The sequence below is a fragment of the Sulfitobacter sp. 1A13421 genome (assembly GCF_043557285.1).
Taxonomy (GTDB): Bacteria; Pseudomonadota; Alphaproteobacteria; order Rhodobacterales; family Rhodobacteraceae; genus Sulfitobacter; species Sulfitobacter faviae.
Genome location: NZ_JBIFFQ010000006.1, coordinates 173,995 through 193,992 on the forward strand (window position 1 = coordinate 173,995; position 19,998 = coordinate 193,992).

The 19,998-nt window shown below is 63.8% G+C and carries 18 protein-coding genes; 9 read left to right on the forward strand and 9 right to left on the reverse strand.

Going from position 1 to position 19,998, the window contains the following annotated elements:
* Positions 1–93: 93 nt before the first annotated feature.
* On the reverse strand, positions 94–1,068 hold the full coding sequence (locus ACGYLI_RS12745; RefSeq protein ID WP_067268471.1) for a DNA topoisomerase IB: 975 nt from the start codon (positions 1,066–1,068) through the stop codon (positions 94–96).
* Between the two features lie 198 nt (positions 1,069–1,266).
* Between ACGYLI_RS12745 and otsB the strand changes: the two genes are divergently transcribed.
* Positions 1,267–2,016, forward strand: a complete 750-nt coding sequence (otsB, locus tag ACGYLI_RS12750; RefSeq protein ID WP_394419469.1) for a trehalose-phosphatase — start codon at positions 1,267–1,269, stop codon at positions 2,014–2,016.
* Positions 2,017–2,061: 45 nt separating this feature from the next.
* Complete coding sequence (locus tag ACGYLI_RS12755) at positions 2,062–3,837, forward strand: glycoside hydrolase family 15 protein (RefSeq protein ID WP_394419470.1); 1,776 nt, start codon at positions 2,062–2,064, stop codon at positions 3,835–3,837.
* On the opposite strand, the gene ACGYLI_RS12760 is transcribed toward ACGYLI_RS12755, so the two are convergent.
* The 8 genes from ACGYLI_RS12760 to ACGYLI_RS12795 form a co-directional block, all read right to left on the reverse strand.
* The gene (locus tag ACGYLI_RS12760; protein WP_394419471.1) at positions 3,834–4,436 is read right to left on the reverse strand and encodes a LysE family translocator; all 603 of its coding nucleotides are present in this window, start codon (positions 4,434–4,436) and stop codon (positions 3,834–3,836) included. The genes ACGYLI_RS12755 and ACGYLI_RS12760 overlap by 4 nt on opposite strands.
* Positions 4,437–4,559: 123 nt before the next feature.
* A complete protein-coding gene (locus ACGYLI_RS12765) occupies positions 4,560–6,101 on the reverse strand; it encodes an indolepyruvate oxidoreductase subunit beta family protein (RefSeq protein WP_394419472.1) in 1,542 nt (513 codons plus the stop codon).
* Positions 6,098–8,248: a thiamine pyrophosphate-dependent enzyme gene (locus ACGYLI_RS12770; protein ID WP_394419473.1), complete on the reverse strand. Its 2,151-nt coding sequence runs from the start codon at positions 8,246–8,248 to the stop codon at positions 6,098–6,100. The genes ACGYLI_RS12765 and ACGYLI_RS12770 overlap by 4 nt, the downstream gene beginning before the upstream one ends.
* A 9-nt stretch (positions 8,249–8,257) precedes the next feature.
* Positions 8,258–8,737, reverse strand: coding sequence for a MarR family winged helix-turn-helix transcriptional regulator (locus ACGYLI_RS12775; RefSeq protein ID WP_394419474.1), 480 nt, complete (start codon positions 8,735–8,737; stop codon positions 8,258–8,260).
* A 3-nt stretch (positions 8,738–8,740) separates the two neighbouring features.
* On the reverse strand, positions 8,741–9,532 hold the full coding sequence (locus ACGYLI_RS12780) for a cyclase family protein (RefSeq protein ID WP_271693895.1): 792 nt from the start codon (positions 9,530–9,532) through the stop codon (positions 8,741–8,743).
* 174 nt (positions 9,533–9,706) lie between these two features.
* A complete protein-coding gene (locus ACGYLI_RS12785) occupies positions 9,707–10,669 on the reverse strand; it encodes a dihydrodipicolinate synthase family protein (RefSeq protein WP_394419475.1) in 963 nt (320 codons plus the stop codon).
* A 131-nt stretch (positions 10,670–10,800) separates the two neighbouring features.
* Positions 10,801–11,499 carry a GntR family transcriptional regulator gene (locus ACGYLI_RS12790; protein ID WP_271690248.1) on the reverse strand — a complete coding sequence of 233 codons (699 nt, stop codon included), beginning with the start codon at positions 11,497–11,499 and terminating at the stop codon, positions 10,801–10,803.
* A gap of 116 nt (positions 11,500–11,615) precedes the next feature.
* Positions 11,616–11,816: a hypothetical protein gene (locus ACGYLI_RS12795; protein WP_394419476.1), complete on the reverse strand. Its 201-nt coding sequence runs from the start codon at positions 11,814–11,816 to the stop codon at positions 11,616–11,618.
* A 28-nt stretch (positions 11,817–11,844) separates the two neighbouring features.
* Here ACGYLI_RS12795 and ACGYLI_RS12800 point away from each other — a divergent pair, with 28 nt between their 5' ends.
* From ACGYLI_RS12800 to ACGYLI_RS12830, 7 genes are all read left to right on the forward strand, one after another.
* Positions 11,845–12,852: an ABC transporter ATP-binding protein gene (locus tag ACGYLI_RS12800; RefSeq protein ID WP_271690249.1), complete on the forward strand. Its 1,008-nt coding sequence runs from the start codon at positions 11,845–11,847 to the stop codon at positions 12,850–12,852.
* Positions 12,849–13,958, forward strand: a complete 1,110-nt coding sequence (locus ACGYLI_RS12805; protein ID WP_394419477.1) for an ABC transporter ATP-binding protein — start codon at positions 12,849–12,851, stop codon at positions 13,956–13,958. Before ACGYLI_RS12800 ends, ACGYLI_RS12805 begins: the two co-directional genes overlap by 4 nt.
* A gap of 41 nt (positions 13,959–13,999) precedes the next feature.
* The gene (locus ACGYLI_RS12810; RefSeq protein WP_271693902.1) at positions 14,000–15,514 is read left to right on the forward strand and encodes an ABC transporter substrate-binding protein; all 1,515 of its coding nucleotides are present in this window, start codon (positions 14,000–14,002) and stop codon (positions 15,512–15,514) included.
* Between the two features lie 66 nt (positions 15,515–15,580).
* Positions 15,581–16,525 carry an ABC transporter permease gene (locus tag ACGYLI_RS12815; protein ID WP_394419478.1) on the forward strand — a complete coding sequence of 315 codons (945 nt, stop codon included), beginning with the start codon at positions 15,581–15,583 and terminating at the stop codon, positions 16,523–16,525.
* The gene (locus ACGYLI_RS12820; protein WP_209219184.1) at positions 16,525–17,424 is read left to right on the forward strand and encodes an ABC transporter permease; all 900 of its coding nucleotides are present in this window, start codon (positions 16,525–16,527) and stop codon (positions 17,422–17,424) included. Before ACGYLI_RS12815 ends, ACGYLI_RS12820 begins: the two co-directional genes overlap by 1 nt.
* Before the next feature lie 11 nt (positions 17,425–17,435).
* A complete protein-coding gene (locus tag ACGYLI_RS12825) occupies positions 17,436–19,229 on the forward strand; it encodes a gamma-glutamyltransferase family protein (RefSeq protein ID WP_394419479.1) in 1,794 nt (597 codons plus the stop codon).
* A gap of 3 nt (positions 19,230–19,232) precedes the next feature.
* Positions 19,233–19,994 (forward strand): DUF1028 domain-containing protein, encoded by a 762-nt coding sequence (locus tag ACGYLI_RS12830; protein WP_394419480.1) that lies wholly within the window; start codon positions 19,233–19,235, stop codon positions 19,992–19,994.
* Positions 19,995–19,998 lie beyond the last annotated feature (4 nt).

The window sequence follows — 19,998 nt, forward strand, 5'->3', positions numbered from 1 at the left end:
GAAATTCTAGTCCTTCTAACGTCGGGCGATAGCGCTATTCCTGTTAACAATGCGTGAGCGCGGTGAAAGTTCGCCCGAATTGTCAGTTCAAGTTCACGTCTTCGCGCGCAGAAAGGCCAGCAGCCCCCGTTCGGCTTGGGTCATATCGTCGATATCGGGCGGGTCCGGCAAGTCTTGCGGGGTCTGGCAAAGTTCGATCACCTGCGGATGGATATAGCTGTTACGCGCGATGGTGGGCGTGTTGTGCAACCGTTCGGCGGCGGCTTCGGCCATGGCTTTGATGCTGGGTTTGTCCTCCTTCAGCGCCACGTCGAAGGCGGCGACGGACCCGGCCCAAGTGCGAAAGGTCTTGGCCGAGAAGCCTTCGGTGCCAGCGGCCTCGGCGATGTAATCGTTCAGCGCGGTTGAGGTCAGACTGCGCGGCTGCCCCTCTTCGTCGAGCCATGTCAGCAGGTCCGCGCCGGGCAGGTCGCGAATTTTCTCAAGCGCGCGCATTAGGGTGCGGTTGGCGATCTGGCGGCGAACCCGTTTTCCGCCCTTCGCCATGAAGGACGCCTGCAACTTGCCGTCGCGCAGGACCAGATGCCGCCGTTTCAGGGTCAGCGTGCCATAGGTGCGGTTGGTTTCGGCATAGACCTGATTGCCAACGCGCAGCGACAGCCGGTCGATCATCGCCACGGCGGCGGCCAGCGCAAAATCACGTTCGCCCAACTCCTCCTTGAGATCACGGCGCACGCGGCGGCGGATGCGCGGCAGAGTTTCGGCAAACTCGGGCAGGCTTGCGTATTTCTCCTGCGCCTGCGCCTCGGACCAGAGCGGATGGTAACGGTATTGCTTGCGGCCTCGCGCATCGAAGCCGGTCGCCTGAAGGTGCCCATTGTCATAGGGACTGATCCAGACCCGCTCATAGGCCGGGGGCACCGCCAGTTTCACCAGCCGCGCCCGCTCGGCCTTGTCCTTGATGCAGCGGCCATCGGGCGCGTGATAGGAAAACCCCCGCCCGCAGCGCCGCCGAGCGATGCCGGGTTTGCTGTCGGGGTAGTACCTGAGCGTCGATGGTGCGGTCATCTGGGCTTCCGATTGCGATAGGCGGGGTGGCGTCTGGGGCCTGCCCCCGTTTTGACCAACGCGGGCGCATCGGCTGGGTTCCCGCGGCGCACATCGCGCATCTCTGCGCAGTTGCAGCATAAATCCGTTGATTTCGCTGCGCTGGCGCATAGGTTTCTGGGGGAACGCCCGTGCAACGAAACGGATAGACCGGCCCCTATGGATAGCACCACCCTGTCGCCCCGCAATCTGCCGCCCGTGATCCCGGTCGAGCGCCATGCGTTCTTCCTTGATCTCGACGGCACGCTCGCCCCCATTGTCGACAACCCCGAAGACGCCTGTCTGCCGGAGGCGACCCGCCATCTGCTGACCCGTCTCGTCGCAAAGACCGATGGGGCGGTGGCGGTGGTCTCTGGCCGGGCCATGGCGGATGTGGACCGTATCTTGGGTGCGCTGCGCCTGCCGGTCTCAGGATCGCATGGGCTGGAGCTGCGGCTTAGCACCGCGGAGGATCACGCGCCGGAGCAGAGCGCGGGCATCCCCACCCCGGTCATCGACCGGGTTGAGGAATTCGCCGTACTGCATGGGGTCACGTCCGAGCGCAAGCCCGGCGCGATCGCGCTGCATTACCGCAAGGCCCCGGAGCAAGAAGACGCCTGTCGCGGCTTCGTCGATACGCTGGTCGGCGAAGACCCCAGCCTGCGCGGTTTGCATGGCAAGATGGTCAGCGAGGTCGCCTTGAAAGGTGTCGACAAGGGCGGCGCGGTGGCGCGGTTCATGGCCTCCCCCGCCTTTGCAGACCGCCTGCCCGTGATGGTCGGCGATGACGTGACGGATGAAGACGGCTTTCGCGCGGCGCAGGCCATGGGTGGCTTTGGCATCAAGATCGGCCAAGGGCCGACCGAAGCCCAACATCGCATCGAAGACGTGGCCGGTTTTGCCGATTGGCTGGAAGAGATTTTGCGCTGATCCGGCCCGCCCGGCAGTCGCATCATGAATAGAAAAGAGGGACTTATGGATCTGGGTGTCATCGGGAATTGCGCAGTTGCGGCGCTGGTCAGCCGCGAAGGGGCGATCAACTGGTTCTGCCTGCCGCGTTTCGACGGCGATCCGGTCTTTCACAGCCTGATGGGCCATGGCGCAGGCAAAGAGGGCGACGGGGAATTTGCCGTCGAACTCGAAGACATGACCAAGAGCGAGCAGAGCTATCTGCCCAATACCGCGATCCTGCGCACCGTGTTGCGCAGCCCGAAAGGCGCAGTCGAGATCGTCGACTTTTGCCCCCGTTTCACCGCCTATGGCCGCAGCTTTCGCCCGCAGATGCTGGTGCGGCAGGTGCGGCGTATCGAAGGCTCTCCCCGTGTGCGGATGCGGCTAAAGCCGCGCTTTCAATGGGGGGAAGTGGCCCCCACCCTCACCCGCGGCTCCAACCATGTGCGTTTCGTCGGGCCAGAGCAGAACATGCGCTTGACCACCGACGCGCCGATTGACCATGTACTCGACGGGCGGATGATCAACCTCGAAGGTGAGATGACCTTCATCCTCGGCCCCGATGAGACCCTGTCGGACAGCCCTGAGCAGATCGGCACCACCTTCCGCACCAAGACGACCCGCTATTGGCAGCGCTGGACCCAGCGTTTGGCGATCCCTTTCGAGTGGCAGGAGGCCGTCATCCGCGCCGCGATCACGTTGAAACTGTGCAGCTATGAGGCCACGGGCGGGGTGATCGCCGCGATCACCACCTCCCTGCCCGAGGCGCCGGATTCGGGGCGCAACTGGGATTACCGCTATTGCTGGGTGCGCGATGCCTTCTTCACCGTACGCGCGCTCAACAGCCTCGCCGCGACCCGCACGTTGGAGCATTATTTCCAATGGTTGATGAACGCCGTGGCCGATGCCGAGGGCGGGCATATCCAGCCGGTGCTGGGGCTGGGGCTTGAGACGGCGCTGACCGAACGTATCTCGCCCAGTCTACAGGGGTTCCGTGGCATGGGGCCGGTGCGGATCGGCAATCAGGCGCATGAGCATTTCCAGCATGACACCTATGGAAACATCATCCTCGGCGCCGCTCCGGCATTTTTCGATCACCGGCTGCCGATGAACACAGGGCGCACCGCCTATGAGCAGTTGGAGCCCCTCGGCGAACAGGCCTGGGAGCTGCACGACCAGCCCGATGCGGGCATCTGGGAATTGCGCAGCCGCGCGCGGATTCACACCTCGTCGTCGCTGATGTGCTGGGCCGCCTGCGACCGGCTGGCCAAGATCGCGCGGCATCTGGAATTGGACGACCGCGCCACCCTCTGGGCGGAGCGGGCCGAGGTGATCCGCGACAAGATCCTCGACAACGCATGGTCCGAGGAACGCGGCGCCTTTGTCGAAAGCTTCGGCGGTAGCACCCTCGACGCGAGTGTCTTGCTCATGGGGGAGGTCGGTTTCCTGCCGCCGAAAGACCCGCGATTCATCGCCACGGTCGAACGTCTATCCGAAGTGCTGGGCCGCGGCCCCTTCATGTTGCGATACGAAGAGGCTGACGATTTCGGGGTGCCGGAGGTGGGCTTTAACGTCTGCGCCTTCTGGCGCATCGACGCGCTGGCACGGATTGGCCGCGAAGAGGAAGCGCGCAAACTGTTCGAAGAGCTGCTGGAGGCCCGCAACCACCTCGGCCTGATGTCCGAAGACACCGCCTTTGCCACTGGTGAGGGCTGGGGCAACTTCCCCCAAACCTACTCCATGGTCGGCATCATCAACGGCGCCATGCGCCTGTCGCGCCGGTGGGAGGCCGAGCTTTAACGCGCAAGCAGCAGCCGCAGCCCCAAAAGCCCCAGCACAGCCGAGGCAATGCGGTCGAAATAGACCTTCGCGCGCAGGTAGCCTTGGCTGACGGCGGGGCGGCTCATGCCGAAGGCCAATGCGGTGTAGAAGGCCAGTTCGATGATCAGGTGATTGGTGACGATCAAGAGGTTCTCGCTCAGCCGCATCCCCTCGGGGAAGATGACGACCAGCACCGCGGCGGCGAAAAGCACCGATTTGGGGTTCAGGATATTGATCATCAGCCCCTGCCGGAACGCATGGCGGGCGGGTGTCACTGTGCTTGTCACCGGTGCCCGCGCCCCGCGCCACATGCCGTAAGCCACATAGAGCAGGTAGGCTGCGCCCACGGTTTTCACGATGGCATAGGCCCATGGGAAGGCGAGGAAAACGGCCTCCAACCCCAAGAGCGCGGCAAGGGTCCAGAACGACGCCACAAGGCCGAGGCCAGCCCCCACGGCAACGCCCGCCTGCCGCCCCGAACTCAGCGTCGTTTTCAACGCGATCAGAAAGGCCGGGCCGGGGCTGAGGATCGACGCGATGAGCGCGATGTTGAAGGCGATGAGATGCGAAAGTTCCATGGCGGCGGTCCCCTGTGACTGCGCCCAGCTAGGCGCGACGCGAACCCATGGTCAACTGCGATGCAGGCGCCGGAGGCCGCTCTGTGCGTGATCCGCCCCGCAACCGCTCAGAAAACGGGCGCTTCACACGAAAGACCGCACCGTGGCGATGGCCCCGTCGAGCGCCTTGCCTTCGGCATCCTGCAACGCCGCCTCGCGCAGTCGTGCGATCCACTCCGCCGCGTCGTCACGCCCGCGGAGCAGGTCGGCGGCATCCATCACGCGGTCGAACTTGCCCAGACCCCGCGCATGGGTGTCGGAGTAGCCCTTGATCAGGCGGCGGCATTTCACCAGTTCCACGGCGAGGGCGTAGTCAGTCTCCACCTCCGCAAGGCAGCGGCTTAGCCAGTCCTCCAGATGCGCGACCTCAAGGGCATGGCGATGGGTGCGCAGCCGGTAGCCCTTCAGGCCGCCGAGGAAATGCAGCATCAGGAAGGCGGGCAGCCGGTCGGTGCGCAGACGGCGGCCCTTGTCGAACCAGCGGTTCAGCCGGGCCATCCACGCCTCGCTCGCCTCCACCTTGGCGCCGAGCCGCGCGGGCATGAGCCCGGCGATCTCTTCGGCGCGCGGGTGGAAGTATTCGGTCAGTTGCAGCAGGTTCTCGCCGCCCGCGCGCATCTCTTGGCGGATGTGCGACAGACGCGGCGCGCGGGTCTTGAGGTCCGCCACGCGAATGATGTCGTCATAGGCCATGGCATTGGCGATGTATTTCGCCGCCGCCGCCGAAAGCGCCCAGTCGTGTGCAGCATCATCGCGGGCCAACACGGTATCGAGCCGGTCGAGATAGAGCGCGCCATAGGCGCAGTCCTGAAAGTTCACCACCTTGGCGAGCCCGGCAAGCGCGAGGTCACGCACCGGCTCAGGCAGGCGGTCGGCCCGGTCCACAAGCGCGGCCCATTCGGCCTGCAACTTCTCCGGCCCGACAAGGCTGAACGGTTTGATCTCTTCCTCGGGCGCCTGCGGTGATTCGGGCAGCTTGCCCTGTGCCGCGTCAAACCCCACGGCGAAGGCGCGCAGCGAGGGTTCGACCCCCTTGCCGCCGGCACGGATCGCGTTCTCATAGGCCTCACGCGGAAACGGCAGCGCGCCGGAGCCTGCAAGCGCGCCGAAGAGCGAGGCCGAGATGACCGAACCCGCGCCGACGGCCAGCCCTTCCATATCTTCGAGCACCAGCTTCTGCGCCGCGATCTCGGCCGCCGCGCGGACCTCATCGGCATCGGCGATGCCGTCGCCGGGTGCCATCTTCTCGCTCACCGCCAGCGCGCGGTGGGTCGAGCCGATCAGCGTCGTCCGGTCCGGCGTCACGAAACCGCGCATCACGGCGCGGCCCACTTCCATCATCTCGGCGGCGATCAGCACGTCCACGTCGCCCGCTGCCGGGGCCAGCGCGAAGACGGGGTCGAGCGCGCTCTTGGGGGCCATTTCGACGTAGTAGATGGTGGCCCCGGTGCGCTGCGCCACGCCGGCGACCGAGGTCGCCTGACAGACATAGCCCTCGGCCCGGGCCATCGCCTCGATCCAGCTGGTGAGCACGCCGCCCCCCTGCCCGCCCACGGCCATGACCGCGAGTTTGATGATCTTCTCGACCCGCGCGTCCGGGGTCTTTTGCGGCAGCACCATGTTCATGTCGCCACTCCTTCGTTGCGCAGCCGTTTCGCATCGCGCCGGCGTTGCAGCCAACCGATGATCTTGCCCGATACTTCGGCGCGCCAGCGCTCGAAACGGGTCGGGTTATGCACCACGTCGGCCTGATAGAACGACGGGCAAAGCACCGCTGTATCCGCCACTTCGCCGCAGTTGCCGCAGCCGACGCAGGTCTGATCGATATGCGCCACCGGGTCGTCGCGCAGCGGATCGTCGAGCCGCTTCAGCGACAGCGAGGGACAGCCCGAGAGGCGGATACAGGCGTGATCGCCGGTGCAGACATCCGCATCGACGCCAAAGCGCGGCACCTCCATGCGGCGGCCGTCCTTGATTGCCTGATTGCGTTTCGGCTTCTCGCGGCGCTGCTTGTTGAGCATGCATTCCGAGGAGGCCACGATCACCTTCGGCCCCTTGTAATCGGTGGTCAGCGCCTCGCGCAGAACCTCGCGCAGCTTGCCCACGTCATAGGTCCGGTCGATCTGGCGGACCCATTCGACCCCGACGCCCTTGAGCGCCTTGGAGATCGGGTTGTTGGTGCTTTTCGTGTCGTTATGCGCGCGCGACGACATCACGTCCTGCCCGCCGGTGGCGGCGGAATAGTAGTTGTCGACGATCACCGCGACGCTGTCGGACTTGTTGAACACCATGTTGCCGATCGAGGTCGACAGACCATTGTGCCAGAAGCCCCCGTCGCCCAGAATCGAGATCACCCGCTTGTCGCCGCCGCCGTCAAAGGCCGCGTTGGAGGCGGGGCCGAGGCCATAGCCCATGGTCGAGCCGCCGATCTCGAAGGGCGGCAGGCAACCGAAGAGATGGCAGCCGATGTCGCCGGTGATCTGGTGCTTGCCCAACTCCTGCTCGGTCAGTTTCATCGCCGCGAAGATCGGGCGTTCGGGGCAGCCGGTGCAGAAGCCCGGCGGGCGGATCGGCACGGTCTGCGTGAGATCCGGGATCGCAGGCGCCTCGGCGTTCGGGGCACGCACGGCACCGGGCAGCATCTCGGGCGCGGCGATCTTGAGGAAGGCCGTCAGACCATCCAGCAGCACCTGCCCGGTGTATTCCCCGGCCATCGGCAACACGTCCTTGCCGTGCAGCTTCACCCGGCGGTCGAGCTTGTAGAGGTAGGAGCCGAGTTGTTGCTCGATGTGGTCGGGCTGGCCTTCCTCGACCACCAGCACATGCTCCTTGCCCGCGCAGAATTCGTCGAACTCGTCCCGCAAGAGCGGGTAGGTGACGTTCAATACGTAAAGCGGCACCTCGGTCTGGCCGTGTATGTCCGCGAGCCCGAGCCGCTGCAGCGCGCGGATCACCGAGTTGTACATGCCGCCCTGCACCACGATGCCCAGGGGCGCCTTCTCGGGGCCGAAGAATTCGTTGAGCTTGTTGTCGCGGATGAATGTCTCCGCGGCCGGCCAGCGGTTCTCGATCTTGTCCTTCTCATGCAGGTAGGACATCGGCGGCAGCACCACGCGGTTGAAGTCCGACTGCGGGTTGGCCGCGGCCTCGGCCACGGTGAGTGGCGGGCGTTGATTGTCGCGGGTCTCGAAACTGCCCGTGACATGGCAGGACCGGATGCGCACCATCAGCATCACCGGTGTGTTGCTGGCCTCGGACAGCTCGAACCCGTCCTTCACCGCCTTCGTGATCGACGGCAGGTTCGGACGCGGGTCGAGCATCCAGAACTGCGATTTCATGGCAAAGCCGTGGCTGCGTTCCTGCATGATCGAGGAGCCTTCGCCGTAGTCCTCGCCCACGATCACCAGCGCGCCGCCGGTCACGCCCGACGAGCTGAGATTGGCGAGCGCGTCCGAGGCCACGTTGACCCCCACCGGACCCTTGAAGGTCACCGCCCCCCGGATCGGGTAGTGAACTGACGCGGCCAGCATCGCCGCCGCCGCGGCCTCGGAGGCGTTGGCCTCAAAGCGCACGCCCAACTCGCCCATCAGCTCCTCGGCGTCGGCCAGCACGTCCATCAGGTGGCTGATCGGCGCGCCCTGATAGCCACCGACATAGCCCACGCCGTTCTCCAAAAGCGCCTTGGTGATCGCAAGGATGCCCTCGCCGGTGAAGACGTCGCCGTCTCCCTTGCGCAGATGTTCCACCTCTGCCTTGAACGAACGTTCGGCCATCGGACCCTCTCAGAAATCGTGTTTTCGGATGTTGCGCAGCATGGTCTGCAAGGTGGCCACGAAGGCCGCCTTCTCCTCCGGGCCGATGCCCTTGAACATCGCCTCATAGGCCTGCGCCATATGCGGCCAGAGACGCGCATAGGCCTCGCGCCCCTGATCGGTCAGGTAGACCCGCGTGGCGCGGCTGTCGTTGGCATCGGTCTCGCGCCTGACCAGACCGTCGCGCACCAGCGCGTCCAGCGCACGGCTCAGCGTCGATTGCTGCACCACCGCGTAAACCGCCAACTCGCGGATCAGGATGCCATCGGTCACCGACAGCACCGCGAGCGAGCGCATCTGCGGCGTGGTCAGGCCAAGTGCCGCCATCTCCGCCGACAGGGCGGCATTGTACCGCCCCATGATCCGGTTCATCAGATAGGGCGCGAAGTTATCGAGCCCCATCCGATCCAGCGGCGCGTTCTCGGCCCCGGAAGGTGGTGTATCTGTCACCGATCAGCCCTTCGGCACCAGTGCCAGCGCCCGAATGGGGCTACCGGTGCCGTTCTTGATCTTCAACGGCGCGGCGATCAGGATCGCCCCCTTGGGTGGCAGTTTGTCGAGGTTGGCCAGTGACGCCAAACCAAAACAGTTGTTCTTATGAAGCAGGTTATGCGCCGGATAGGGCGGCTCCATCCCGCCCGCTTGCCCCGCATCGGTGCCGATGCATTGGGTGCCCCAGCCGACGATCTTCTTCTCCATCAGGTACTGGATCGCATCCGGGGTCGGTCCGGGGCTGTGCGGCCCGGTCTCATCGGCGTTAAGAAACCGCGCCTCGTCATCGACGCGCGCGTCCCAATCGGTGCGCATGACAACCCATTCGCCTTCGCCGATCTCACCATACTCGGCTTCCCATTCCTTGATGCCCTTGGCATCAAGCAAGAAATCCGGGTCTTCCTGCGCCTGCTGCGAACAATCGATCACATTGACCGGGGCGACCAGACGCTGCACGTCGAGCGTATCAGTGAACCCGTCGTCATAATCCTTGCCGGTGATCCAATGATGCGGCGCGTCGAAATGCGTGCCCGAATGCTCACCCAGCACCATCCAGTTCCAAGCAAAGAAGGGGCCGTCTTCGTCATATTCGCTAATCTTGTGAATCTCGACCTTCGGCGTCGGCTTGGCGAAATCAGCAGGCAGTTGCAGGATCGGCGTATCCGGCCCCAAAACGCCTGAGCAATCCACGACCTCGACCCCGCCCGAAGCCAGCATCGCGCCGAAATCGCGCATTAAATCCGTAGCACTCATTTCAATTAATCTCCCTCAAATGGCGCACCCACTCCCGATGCGTTATCCCTGCAAAGATGCTAGTCACATTTATATGCGTTTGCAATTATCTTCTTCGAAAGGCTTGCCACGAACGCAAAAGGCCCGCCGCAAATGCGACGGGCCTGCCCAGCCGGGGAGAGGTGGCTAAGGAGATTAAGCGGCGTATTTCGCGACCGCCCCGCCCTGCTGGCTCCAATCGGCATACCATGTGCGGAAGAGCTTATACTGCGCCTCGGCATAGCCGCGCTGGCTGTCGGTCAGCGCGTCGGTCTCATTAAAATGCAACGCATATTCCGCATGGCCTTCGAGCACCATCAGATGCTTATAATAAAGCACGAGGTCCGGCCCTTCATCGAAGGAGGACAAAACACCAAGGGCCGCGTCAAGCTCCTGCGCGCGCTGACGCGCCTCGGCATCGCCCGCCGCCGCGGCTTGGCTCAGGGCGACCAGATGCAACACTTCGCGCGGCAGCACATTGCCGATCCCGGTGATCGCGCCGGTGGCGCCGCAATTGACAAAACCGTGGAAGACGGTGGTATCCACACCGATCATCAGCGTGACCTCATCATCCCGGCTGGTGATATTCTCCGCCGCATAGCGCAGATCATCCGCGCCGCCGAACTCCTTGAAGCCGACAAGGTTGGAATGCTCGGCCCGCAGCGCAAAGAACAGATCGGCCCGAGTGGCGAAACCGTAATAAGGGCTGTTGTAGATCACGGCAGGAAGCTCAGGCGCCGCCGAGAGAACCTTTTTGAAGTGGTCTTTCTGCGCGGCAACCGACGTGCCGCGCGACAGGATGCGGGGGATCAACATCAGTCCCTTGGCGCCGACCTTTTGCGCATGCGCCGCATGTTCGGCGGCCAGCTTCGTATTCACGGCCCCCGTGCCCACAACTACCGGCACGCCCGCTTCGACCAGACGTTCGACACCTTCCATCCGCTCTGCATCGGTCAGCAGCGGCCAATCACCCATGGACCCACAGTAAACCACCGCGCTCATCCCATCGGCAATCAGCTTTTTGCCCATACGCACCAAAGCGTCGAAGTCAGGTTTCCGGTCTTGGGTGCAGGGGGTCATCAGGGCCGGGATGCAGCCGGAAAAAATCGAAGGGGTCATATATTTCTCCATCATAGAAACCGGCCGCGATACCGCCGGGCTTGGCTGCATCTTAGCTATTGTATTTTATTTGTCGACATAAAATCTGCACAACCCCTATGACCGGCCGATAAAGGCGCATTTACCTATAGTTACAGGTCGATATGCTGCCGCCGATCCCGCGAAATCAGCGCCTGAATCTGTCGCACGATCTGATCCGCATGGGTCGCGGCCAGGGAATCCGCCAAGGCTATGTCGCGCGCCTCGATGGCCGCAATCAGATCCTCATGCTCCTGCACATACTCACTGGGAAGCTGATCGTCGAAGGACTGGTAATACATCCGCAGCAACCGGCGCCCCTCATCCAACAGCCGCAGGCAAAGCGATTCGTAATAAGGGTTGCGCCCCGCCCGGGCGATCTCGGCATGGAATTCCCGGTTCGTCGCGATCATCGACAGCGCGTCCTGCGCCGACACGGCCTTGGCGAACTCCACCTGCCGCGCGCGAATATTGGCCATATCCGCCGGCGTATGAAACTGCGCCGCAAGACGCGTGGTGACACGGTACATCAAGGTCATCGCGTCAAAGAAGGTGTGCAGGTTCATGAAATCGATATTCGACACGACCGTCGACCGGTTGGGCAGCGTGGTCACCAACCCCTCGCTCGCCAACCGCACCAAAGCCTCGCGGATCGGCGTGCGCGACATCGACAGCCGCTCGGAAAGGCGAATCTCGTCAATCGGACTGCCCGGCAACAGGGTCAGGTCGAGTATCTCATCACGCAGGATGGAATAGACAAATTGCGCCCCGGACCCGCGCTTGCGTTCCGCCGTTTTTGGTTTGCTGGTCATGCGGGGATGCCGCCCTTTCGATGTTCATGGCTCCCCCTCGATAAAGCAACAAATCCCCCGCCCTACAATAGCGCTATCGCCCCTAGAGCGCGCCACCCCCTTCATTTCATCCTTTCTCAAATACCTTCCGCACTCTCCCCAAACGCCACCCCGCGCCAACCGCCCACCCAACCGTCGCCACAGATCGCCCAAAAATCAGGCATCACCGCCGATATATCAGGCACAATTCCCGCCAAAAGACTGACCCAAAAAGGCTTTTCCAAAAACTGTAATCCCCGGATTGACAGCGCGAAAGCTGCAACCGCATACTCGACCAATCTGATATTGGTTCAAGAAAGCGGTCCATTGCCCAGCCCCGACACCGGTCCCGACAAGGTTTTGCTCGAAGTGCGTGACTTCAGCCTGCGCTTTCGCGGCGCGCCGAGCGACCAAATCAACCATGTGAATTTCACGGTCCACCCGGGCAAGACACTCTGTGTCGTCGGGGAAAGCGGCTGCGGGAAAAGCGTGACCTCGCTGGCGATGATGGGGCTGCTGCCGGCCGGTGCGGCGACAATCCGCTCGGGCGAAATGGTTTTCGAAGGTCAGAAGCTCGACCTTGCCGACCATACCGCCATGCGTAAACTGCGCGGCAGTCGGATGACGATGATTTTCCAAGAGCCGATGACCTCGCTCAACCCCGCCTTCCGCATTGGCGAGCAGATCACCGAAGCCGTGCGCGCGCATAGCGATGCCAGCAAATCCGAGGCCGAGGACAAGGCACTGGCGATCCTCAAGCGGGTCGGCATTCCGGCGGCGGAGAAGCGGATGCGCGACTACCCGCATCAACTTTCCGGCGGCATGCGCCAGCGGGTGATGATCGCCATGGCCTTGGTCAACGACCCCGCGCTTTTAATCGCGGATGAACCGACGACCGCCCTCGACGTGACCATTCAAGCGCAGATCCTCGAATTGATCCGCGACCTTCAGGCCGAGACCGATATGGGCACGATCATGATCACCCATGACCTTGGCGTGGTGGCCGAAATCGCGGATACCGTCGCCGTCATGTACGCGGGCACGATCGTCGAAACCGGCCCTGCGGAACGCATCTTTAACGACCCACAGCATCCCTACACGATCGGCCTCATGTCCTCGATCCCGCAGCTCAGCGGTCCGCGCGGACGCTTGGCGACCGTGCCGGGCATGGTGCCGACAACGCAGAACATGCCCCAAGGCTGCCGTTTTGCCACGCGCTGCCCCTTCGTCCAGCCCATCTGCGCGCAGGAGCCGCCGCTTGCACCGCTGGAGGGGGGCCATGCCGTGGCCTGCCATTTCGCCCCGCTGGAGACACATCTGGAGCAGAGCGCATGAGTGACACGATCCTGACAGCGCGCGGGCTGAAGAAACATTTCAAAACCTCGGGCGGCGGATTGGCCAAAGGGGCTACAGTCAAGGCGGTCGATGACGTTTCCTTTGACGTGCGCCGGGGGGAGACCTTTGCCATCGTCGGCGAATCCGGTTGCGGCAAATCGACCCTCGCGCGGCTCCTGATGCGCTTGCTGACGCCGACCGAGGGCGATGTGCAGTTCGACGGCGCGGATGTGCGCAGCCTTTCGGGGCGCGATCTGACCGCCCTGCGCCGGGACATGCAATTCATCTTTCAAGACCCCTTTTCATCGCTCAACCCGCGCATGAGCGTCGGCAAGCTGGTCGGTGAGCCGCTGGAGACCCATTTCCCCCAGATGTCCGCCGCCGAGCGCCGCGGCAAAGTGGCTGAGCTGCTGGCCAAGGTCGGGCTGCGCCCCGAACATGCCGAACGCTACCCGCATGAATTCTCGGGCGGTCAGCGTCAGCGGATCGGGATCGCGCGGGCGCTGGCCTCGGGCCCGAAACTGGTGATCGGGGATGAGCCGGTCTCGGCCCTCGACGTTTCGGTGCAGGCGCAGGTGATCAACCTGCTTGGCGATCTGCGCGATGAATTGGGGCTCACATTGGTCATCATCGCCCATGACCTCGCCGTGATCCGCCATATGAGCGACCGCGTGGCGGTGATGTATCTGGGGCAAATTGTCGAACAGGGCGATGTCGACACGGTCTATAACCACCCGCGCCACCCCTATACCCGCGCGCTCTTGTCGGCCATTCCGGTGGCGGCCCATGGCGCGCGCACGCCGCAGACCGCGCTTGAGGGTGAGATGCCCAGCCCGGCGAACCCGCCCGCAGGCTGCCGCTTCCACACCCGCTGCCCCTTTGCCAAAGAACGCTGCGCGAGCGAGCCGCCCTCTCTGCGGGAGACCCGCGCGGGCGTGGACCATGTCGCCGCCTGCCATTACTTCGAAGAGATCGCCGCCGCCACGCCGGACCTCGGCCTTGCCGATGCGCCCGAACGCGCCCCCGGGGCCGCCGCGCGCTTTGCGCTTTACCAAGACGCCATGCGGGACCGGACCACGCTCCGCCCCCGCCAAAACCAAGAATAACAGGCTGAACCAGACTCATTGAAACGACAGGAGAGTTCGACATGACACTGACCAAAATGACACTTGCCGCTGCATTGCTGGGGGCCACGACCCTCGGCGCGCAGGCGGCTGATCTGCGCATCGCGCTGCAATCCGATGCCGATGTGCTGGACCCCGACCAGTCGCGCACCTTCGTGGGTCGCATCGTCTACGCGTCGCTCTGCGACAAGCTGGTGGACATCACACCCGACCTCGAAATCATCCCGCAGCTGGCGACCGAATGGTCTTTTTCCGAAGACGGCAAACAGCTGACCATGAAGCTGCGCGACGATGCGGTCTTCCACGATGGCACACCCTTTGATGCCGAGGCCGTGGCCGCCAACATCGACCGCAGCCAGAACATGGAGACTTCGCGCCGCAAGTCCGAGCTTTCCTCCATCACCGGCGTCGAAGTGCTGGGCAGCCATGAGATCCGCTTTGATCTGGCCGATGCCGATGCCACGCTGATGGCGCAATTCGCCGACCGCGCAGGGATGATGGTCTCCCCCACCGCTGCTGAGGCTGCGGGCGATGACTTTGGCCTGAACCCGGTCTGCTCCGGCCCCTACCAGTTCAAAGAGCGTGTGGCCCAAGACCGCATCGTGCTTGAGAAATTCGCCGACTATTACGACGCCGAGGAATACCACTTCGACACCGTCACCTATCTGCCGATCCCCGATACCACCGTGCGTCTGGCGAACCTGCAATCGGGTGACATCGACATGCTTGAGCGTCTGGCTGCGACCGACCTCGCGCAGGCCGAAGGTGACGACAGCATCAATGTGGAAAGCGCCGTGTCGCTCGGCTATCAGGGCATCACGATCAACGTGGCCAATGGCGAAAAGGGCGACAACCCTTGGGGCAACGACAAACGTCTGCGTCAGGCGCTGAGCTATGCGATCGACCGCGAAGCGATCAATCAGGTCGTCTTCAACGGTGCCTTCGCCGCGGGCAACCAGCCCTTCCCGCCAAACTCCCCTTGGTACAGCACCGATTATCCCGTGCCTGAACGTGACGTGGAAAAGGCCAAGGAACTGCTGGCCGAAGCCGGTTTCGCCGATGGCATCGACCTTGAGGTGCAGGTGCCCAACACCACGATCCCGCTGCAGCTGATGCAGGTCGTGCAGTCCATGGCTGCCGAGGCGGGGATCAACATCTCGATCACCTCCAAGGAATTCGCGACGCTGCTGGCCGATCAATCGGCGGGTGACTATCAGGCGAGCCAGATCGGCTGGTCGGGCCGTGTGGACCCCGATGGCAACATCCACCAGTTCATGACCACCGAGGGCGGGATCAACGATTCCAAATACTCCAACCCCGAAGTGGATGAACTGCTCGACAAGGCGCGCAAGTCCAACGACCAAGACGTGCGCCGCGAGAGCTATACCGCTGCCCGCGCGATCCTGAACGAAGAAATGCCGATCGTGTACCTCTATCACCAGACATGGATCTGGGCGCTGGATTCCGACATCACCGGTTTCACCCCCTATCCTGACGGCATGATCCGCCTTGCGGGCATGAAAAAAGAAGAAGGCTAACCCTTCTGCATCCGCACCGCCGGGCCGGTTCCGGCGGTGCCCCTCCCCTGAGCGAGACGTTTCAAAATGCTGTCCTTCATCCTGCGCCGTCTGGTGATCGCGATCCCGACGATCATCCTGATCTCGGTCTTTGTCTTCACCTTGCAAAAGCTGCTGCCGGGCGACCCGGTGCTGGCCATGGCCGGCGAAGAACGCGACCCGCAGGTGTTGGAGTTCCTGCGCGAGAAATACCGTCTGAACGACCCGATCCCGGTGCAATATTTCACTTGGATCGGCAATGCGCTGACCGGTGACTTGGGCATTTCGCTGCGCACCAACCAGCCGGTGCTGGAGCTGATCGGAGAGAAACTGCCCGTGACCATCCAACTGGCCACGATGGCGATGATCTTTGCCCTGTTGATCGGCGTGCCGGCGGGCATCTTCTCTGCCGTCAAGAAGGGCACCGTGACCGATTATGTGGCCAATGTCGTAGCGCTTTCGGGCCTGTCGATCCCGAACTTCTGGCTGGGCATCATGCTGATCCTGCTGGTCTCGGTGAAATGGAAACTGCTGCCCGCCTCGGGCTATGTGCCGCTGAGCGAAGACCCCACCCGCTCCATCACCGTGATGATCATGCCCGCCTTCGTGCTGGGCACGGCGCTCGCGGCCACACTGATGCGCCACACCCGGTCGGCCATGCTGAGCGTGCTGAGCAGTGACTACGTCCGCACCGCCCGCGCCAAGGGTCTGGTCGAGCGGCGGGTGATCCTGAAACACGCCTTTCGCAACGCGCTGACGCCGATCGTCACGCTGACCGCCCTGCTCTTCGGTGAGTTGATCGCGGGCGCGGTGCTGACCGAACAGATTTTTACCATCCCCGGCTTTGGCAAGCTGGTGGTCGATGCCGTGTTCAACCGCGATTACGCCGTGGTCCAAGGTATCGTGCTCGTCACCGCCGTCGGCTTCATCTTTATGAACCTGCTCGCCGATGTCGCCTATGTGCTGCTGAACCCCCGCCTGAGGAAGCAATAATGGCTCAACCTGCCACACCCATCACCATCGACGCCGAAAGCGCCGCCGATCCGGTCCTCTCCGCCCGTCCCGAAAACCGGGTTTGGAAGAAGTTCCGCACCCATCGTAGCGCCATGCTGGGCGGCGTGCTGGTGGTCTTCTTCTGCGCCATCGCGCTTTTGGCCCCGCTGCTGCCAATCCCCGACCCCGCCGCCACCGATTGGGGCGCGGTGCGCAAGGGCCCTTCGGCAGCCCATTGGATGGGCACCGATGAGTTGGGCCGCGATGTGCTGAGCCGTCTGGTCTGGGGCGCGCAGGCCTCCCTGCTGGCCGGGGTTGTCTCGGTCGCCATCGCCCTTGGCCTTGGCGTGCCTTTGGGCATCGTTGCGGGCTATTTCGGAGGTTGGACCGACGCGGTGATCTCGCGTTGCACCGAAGCATTGCTTGCGGCACCCTTCCTGATCCTCGCCATCGCGCTTGCGGCCTTCCTCGGGCCGAGCCTGACCAACGCGATGATCGCCATCGGTATCTCGGCCACGCCGATCTTCATCCGTCTCACCCGTGGTCAGGTGCTGAGCGTTGCTGCCGAGGATTACGTCGAAAGCGCCCGCGCCATCGGCCTGAGCACGCCGCGCATCCTGCGCCGCTACATCTTCCCCAACGTTTTACCGCCCGTGCTGGTGCAGGCCACGCTGACCGTCGCCACCGCCATCATCGCCGAGGCGTCGCTTTCGTTCCTCGGCCTTGGCCAGCAACCGCCCGCCCCATCTTGGGGGTCGATGCTGAACACGGCGAAGAACTTCCTCAATCAGGCGCCGTGGATGGCGCTTTGGCCCGGCATCGCGATCTTCATGGTCGTGCTTGGCTTCAACCTTCTGGGCGACGGGCTGCGCGATGCACTCGACCCACGCGAACACTGACCGGAGACGACATGCCCCCCTTCACCACCCGCCCCGAGATCCGCGGCTCCTTTGGTGTCACCACTTCGACCCATTGGATCGCCTCGACCGTGGGGTTCGGCATCCTTGAAAAAGGCGGCAACGCCTTTGACGCCGCTGTCGCCGCGGGCTTTGTCCTGCAAGTGGTCGAGCCGCATTTGAACGGCCCGGCGGGCGACCTGCCGATCATCTTTCACGACGCGGCAAAACAGGCGACCAAAGTGGTCTGCGCGCAAGGGGTCAGCCCCGCCGCCGCCAAGCTGGAGCACTTCGAGGCTCTGGGGCTCAAGCTGATCCCCGGTTCGGGTCTTCTCTCCACCGTGGTGCCCGGTGCCTTTGACGGCTGGATGCTGATGCTGCGCGACCATGGCACCATGGGTCTGCGCGAGGTGATGCAACCGGCGATCGACTATGCCCGCGACGGGCATCCGGTGCTGCCGCGCGTGTCGAACACCATCAAGGGGCTGGCCGAATATTTCGCCGCCGAATGGCCCAGCTCCGCCGCGGTCTGGACGCCCGGCGGCGCGGCGCCTGAGCCGAACGCCAATTTCAAGAACCCCGATCTGGCCGCGACCTATGAACGCTTGGTCAGCGAGGCCGAAGCCACAGGCGAAGACCGCAGCGCGCAGATCGAAGCGGCGCGCAAAATCTGGTCCGAAGGTTTCGTGGCAGATGCGATTTTCGACTATCTCGAAGATGCCTGCGTGCATGACGTGTCCGAGCAAAAGAACAGCGCCCTTCTGGCGCGCGAGGATATGGCCAAATGGCAGGCCAGCTATGAGGACACGCTGACCTACGAATACCACGGCTGGACGGTGCATAAGACCCACGCATGGTCGCAAGGGCCGGTCTTCTTGCAGACCCTCGCGATCCTCAAACATTTCGATCTTGCCGCGATGGACCCGATGGGCGCCTCCTTTACCCATACGGTGATCGAGGCGATGAAACTCGCCTATGCCGACCGCGAGGCCTATTACGGTGACCCCGAGCAGAGCATCATCCCGATGGAAGAACTGCTTTCCGACGCCTATAACGCGGAACGCGCGAAGCTGGTGAACGGCAAGGCATCGCTTGAGCAGCGCCCCGGCGTGATCGCGGGGCTGGAGCATCTGGCCGAGCGCTATATCGAACGGGCAGCCCGTGATTTCGGCGTTCAGAACGCCGCCCCGCAAGAGCCGACGATGGCGCATCTGACCGAGAAACGCGGCGATACCGTGCATCTCGATGTGATCGACCGTTGGGGCAATATGGTTTCGGCCACGCCCTCGGGCGGGTGGTTGCAGAGCAATCCGGTGGTGCCGGGGCTTGGCTTTCCACTGAACTCCCGCGCGCAGATGTTCTGGCTTGAGCGGGGTTTGCCCACCTCCCTCGCCCCCGGACGCCGTCCGCGCACCACGCTGACCCCCTCTTTTGCCCAACATGCCGATGGGCGGCAGTTGGTCTTTGGCACGCCGGGCGGCGACCAGCAGGACCAATGGCAGCTGATCTGGTTCCTGCGTTTCGTGCACCACGGCCTCGACCTGCAAGAGGGGATGGATGCGCCGCTGTTCCACACGCTGCACTTCCAAAGCAGTTTCTTCCCCCGCCAAGCCCTGCCCGGCGAGATGATGATCGAACCCAATGTTGGCCCCGCGGTGATCGACGCGCTGCGCGCCCGGGGGCATATCGTTACCGTGGCCGAGCCGTGGTCGGTGGGGCGGATGACCGCCGCGCTGCGCAACCCTGATGGCAGCCTTCACGCCGCCGCGACCCCCCGCCTGATGCAGGCCTATGCCGTAGGACGCTGACCCATGACCTATTCCATCATCGCCCGTGACCCTGACAACCAAGAGATCGGCATCGCCGTGGCCAGCCGCTTTTTCGCCTGCGGTGCCGCCGTGCCCTACATCGGGCGGCGCGTCGCCGTGGCCACGCAGGCTTTCGTCAACCCGCTCTGGGGGACCGAAGGCCGGCGCATGTTGGAAAGCGGCGACCCCGCCGAAGCACTGCTGAAGGAATTCGCCGCCCGCGATGCGGGGCGCGACATCCGCCAGTGCCACATGCTCGATGCCCAAGGAAACTTCGCCGCGCATACCGGTGCGGGCTGTGTCGATTGGGCCGGGCACCGTGTGGGGACCATGCACTCCGTCGCGGGCAATATGCTGACCGGGCCGGAGGTGGTGGAGGCCACGTTCGAGGCCTACGCCGCGCGCCATGATCTGCCGATGGCCGAACGTCTGCTCGCCGCCATGCGCGCGGGCGAAGAGGCGGGCGGCGACATGCGCGGGCGCCAAGCGGCGGGGCTGGTGATCCACCGCGGACAGGACCATGCCTATCTCGACCTGCGCGTCGATGACCATGGCGACCCGCTGAGCGAGCTTGACCGGCTGCTCGACGTCGCCGGAGAGCGCTATCTGCATGTGGTCGAAGCGATGCCGAGCCTCGACAATTTCTCGGGCACCTCGGACCGCGCGCCGATTGATGCGGCCATCACGCGCGCCGAAGAGGCGCGCAAGGCAACAGGCAAACCCAGCCGGTCGCTGGCGACAGATTTAGAGACAAAGAAAGATTAACCAT

Excerpts from the sequence above, each read along its gene's own strand:
- ACGYLI_RS12810 (WP_271693902.1), top strand. The coding sequence starts at position 14,000 with ATGACACTGACCAAAATGACACTTGCCGCTGCATTGCTGGGGGCCACG.
- ACGYLI_RS12760 (WP_394419471.1), bottom strand. The coding sequence starts at position 4,436 with ATGGAACTTTCGCATCTCATCGCCTTCAACATCGCGCTCATCGCGTCG.
- ACGYLI_RS12825 (WP_394419479.1), top strand. The coding sequence starts at position 17,436 with ATGCCCCCCTTCACCACCCGCCCCGAGATCCGCGGCTCCTTTGGTGTC.
- ACGYLI_RS12820 (WP_209219184.1), top strand. The coding sequence starts at position 16,525 with ATGGCTCAACCTGCCACACCCATCACCATCGACGCCGAAAGCGCCGCC.
- ACGYLI_RS12805 (WP_394419477.1), top strand. The coding sequence starts at position 12,849 with ATGAGTGACACGATCCTGACAGCGCGCGGGCTGAAGAAACATTTCAAA.
- otsB (WP_394419469.1), top strand. The coding sequence starts at position 1,267 with ATGGATAGCACCACCCTGTCGCCCCGCAATCTGCCGCCCGTGATCCCG.
- ACGYLI_RS12745 (WP_067268471.1), bottom strand. The coding sequence starts at position 1,068 with ATGACCGCACCATCGACGCTCAGGTACTACCCCGACAGCAAACCCGGC.
- ACGYLI_RS12780 (WP_271693895.1), bottom strand. The coding sequence starts at position 9,532 with ATGAGTGCTACGGATTTAATGCGCGATTTCGGCGCGATGCTGGCTTCG.
- ACGYLI_RS12765 (WP_394419472.1), bottom strand. The coding sequence starts at position 6,101 with ATGAACATGGTGCTGCCGCAAAAGACCCCGGACGCGCGGGTCGAGAAG.
- ACGYLI_RS12830 (WP_394419480.1), top strand. The coding sequence starts at position 19,233 with ATGACCTATTCCATCATCGCCCGTGACCCTGACAACCAAGAGATCGGC.
- ACGYLI_RS12790 (WP_271690248.1), bottom strand. The coding sequence starts at position 11,499 with ATGACCAGCAAACCAAAAACGGCGGAACGCAAGCGCGGGTCCGGGGCG.
- ACGYLI_RS12785 (WP_394419475.1), bottom strand. The coding sequence starts at position 10,669 with ATGACCCCTTCGATTTTTTCCGGCTGCATCCCGGCCCTGATGACCCCC.
- ACGYLI_RS12755 (WP_394419470.1), top strand. The coding sequence starts at position 2,062 with ATGGATCTGGGTGTCATCGGGAATTGCGCAGTTGCGGCGCTGGTCAGC.
- ACGYLI_RS12815 (WP_394419478.1), top strand. The coding sequence starts at position 15,581 with ATGCTGTCCTTCATCCTGCGCCGTCTGGTGATCGCGATCCCGACGATC.
- ACGYLI_RS12770 (WP_394419473.1), bottom strand. The coding sequence starts at position 8,248 with ATGGCCGAACGTTCGTTCAAGGCAGAGGTGGAACATCTGCGCAAGGGA.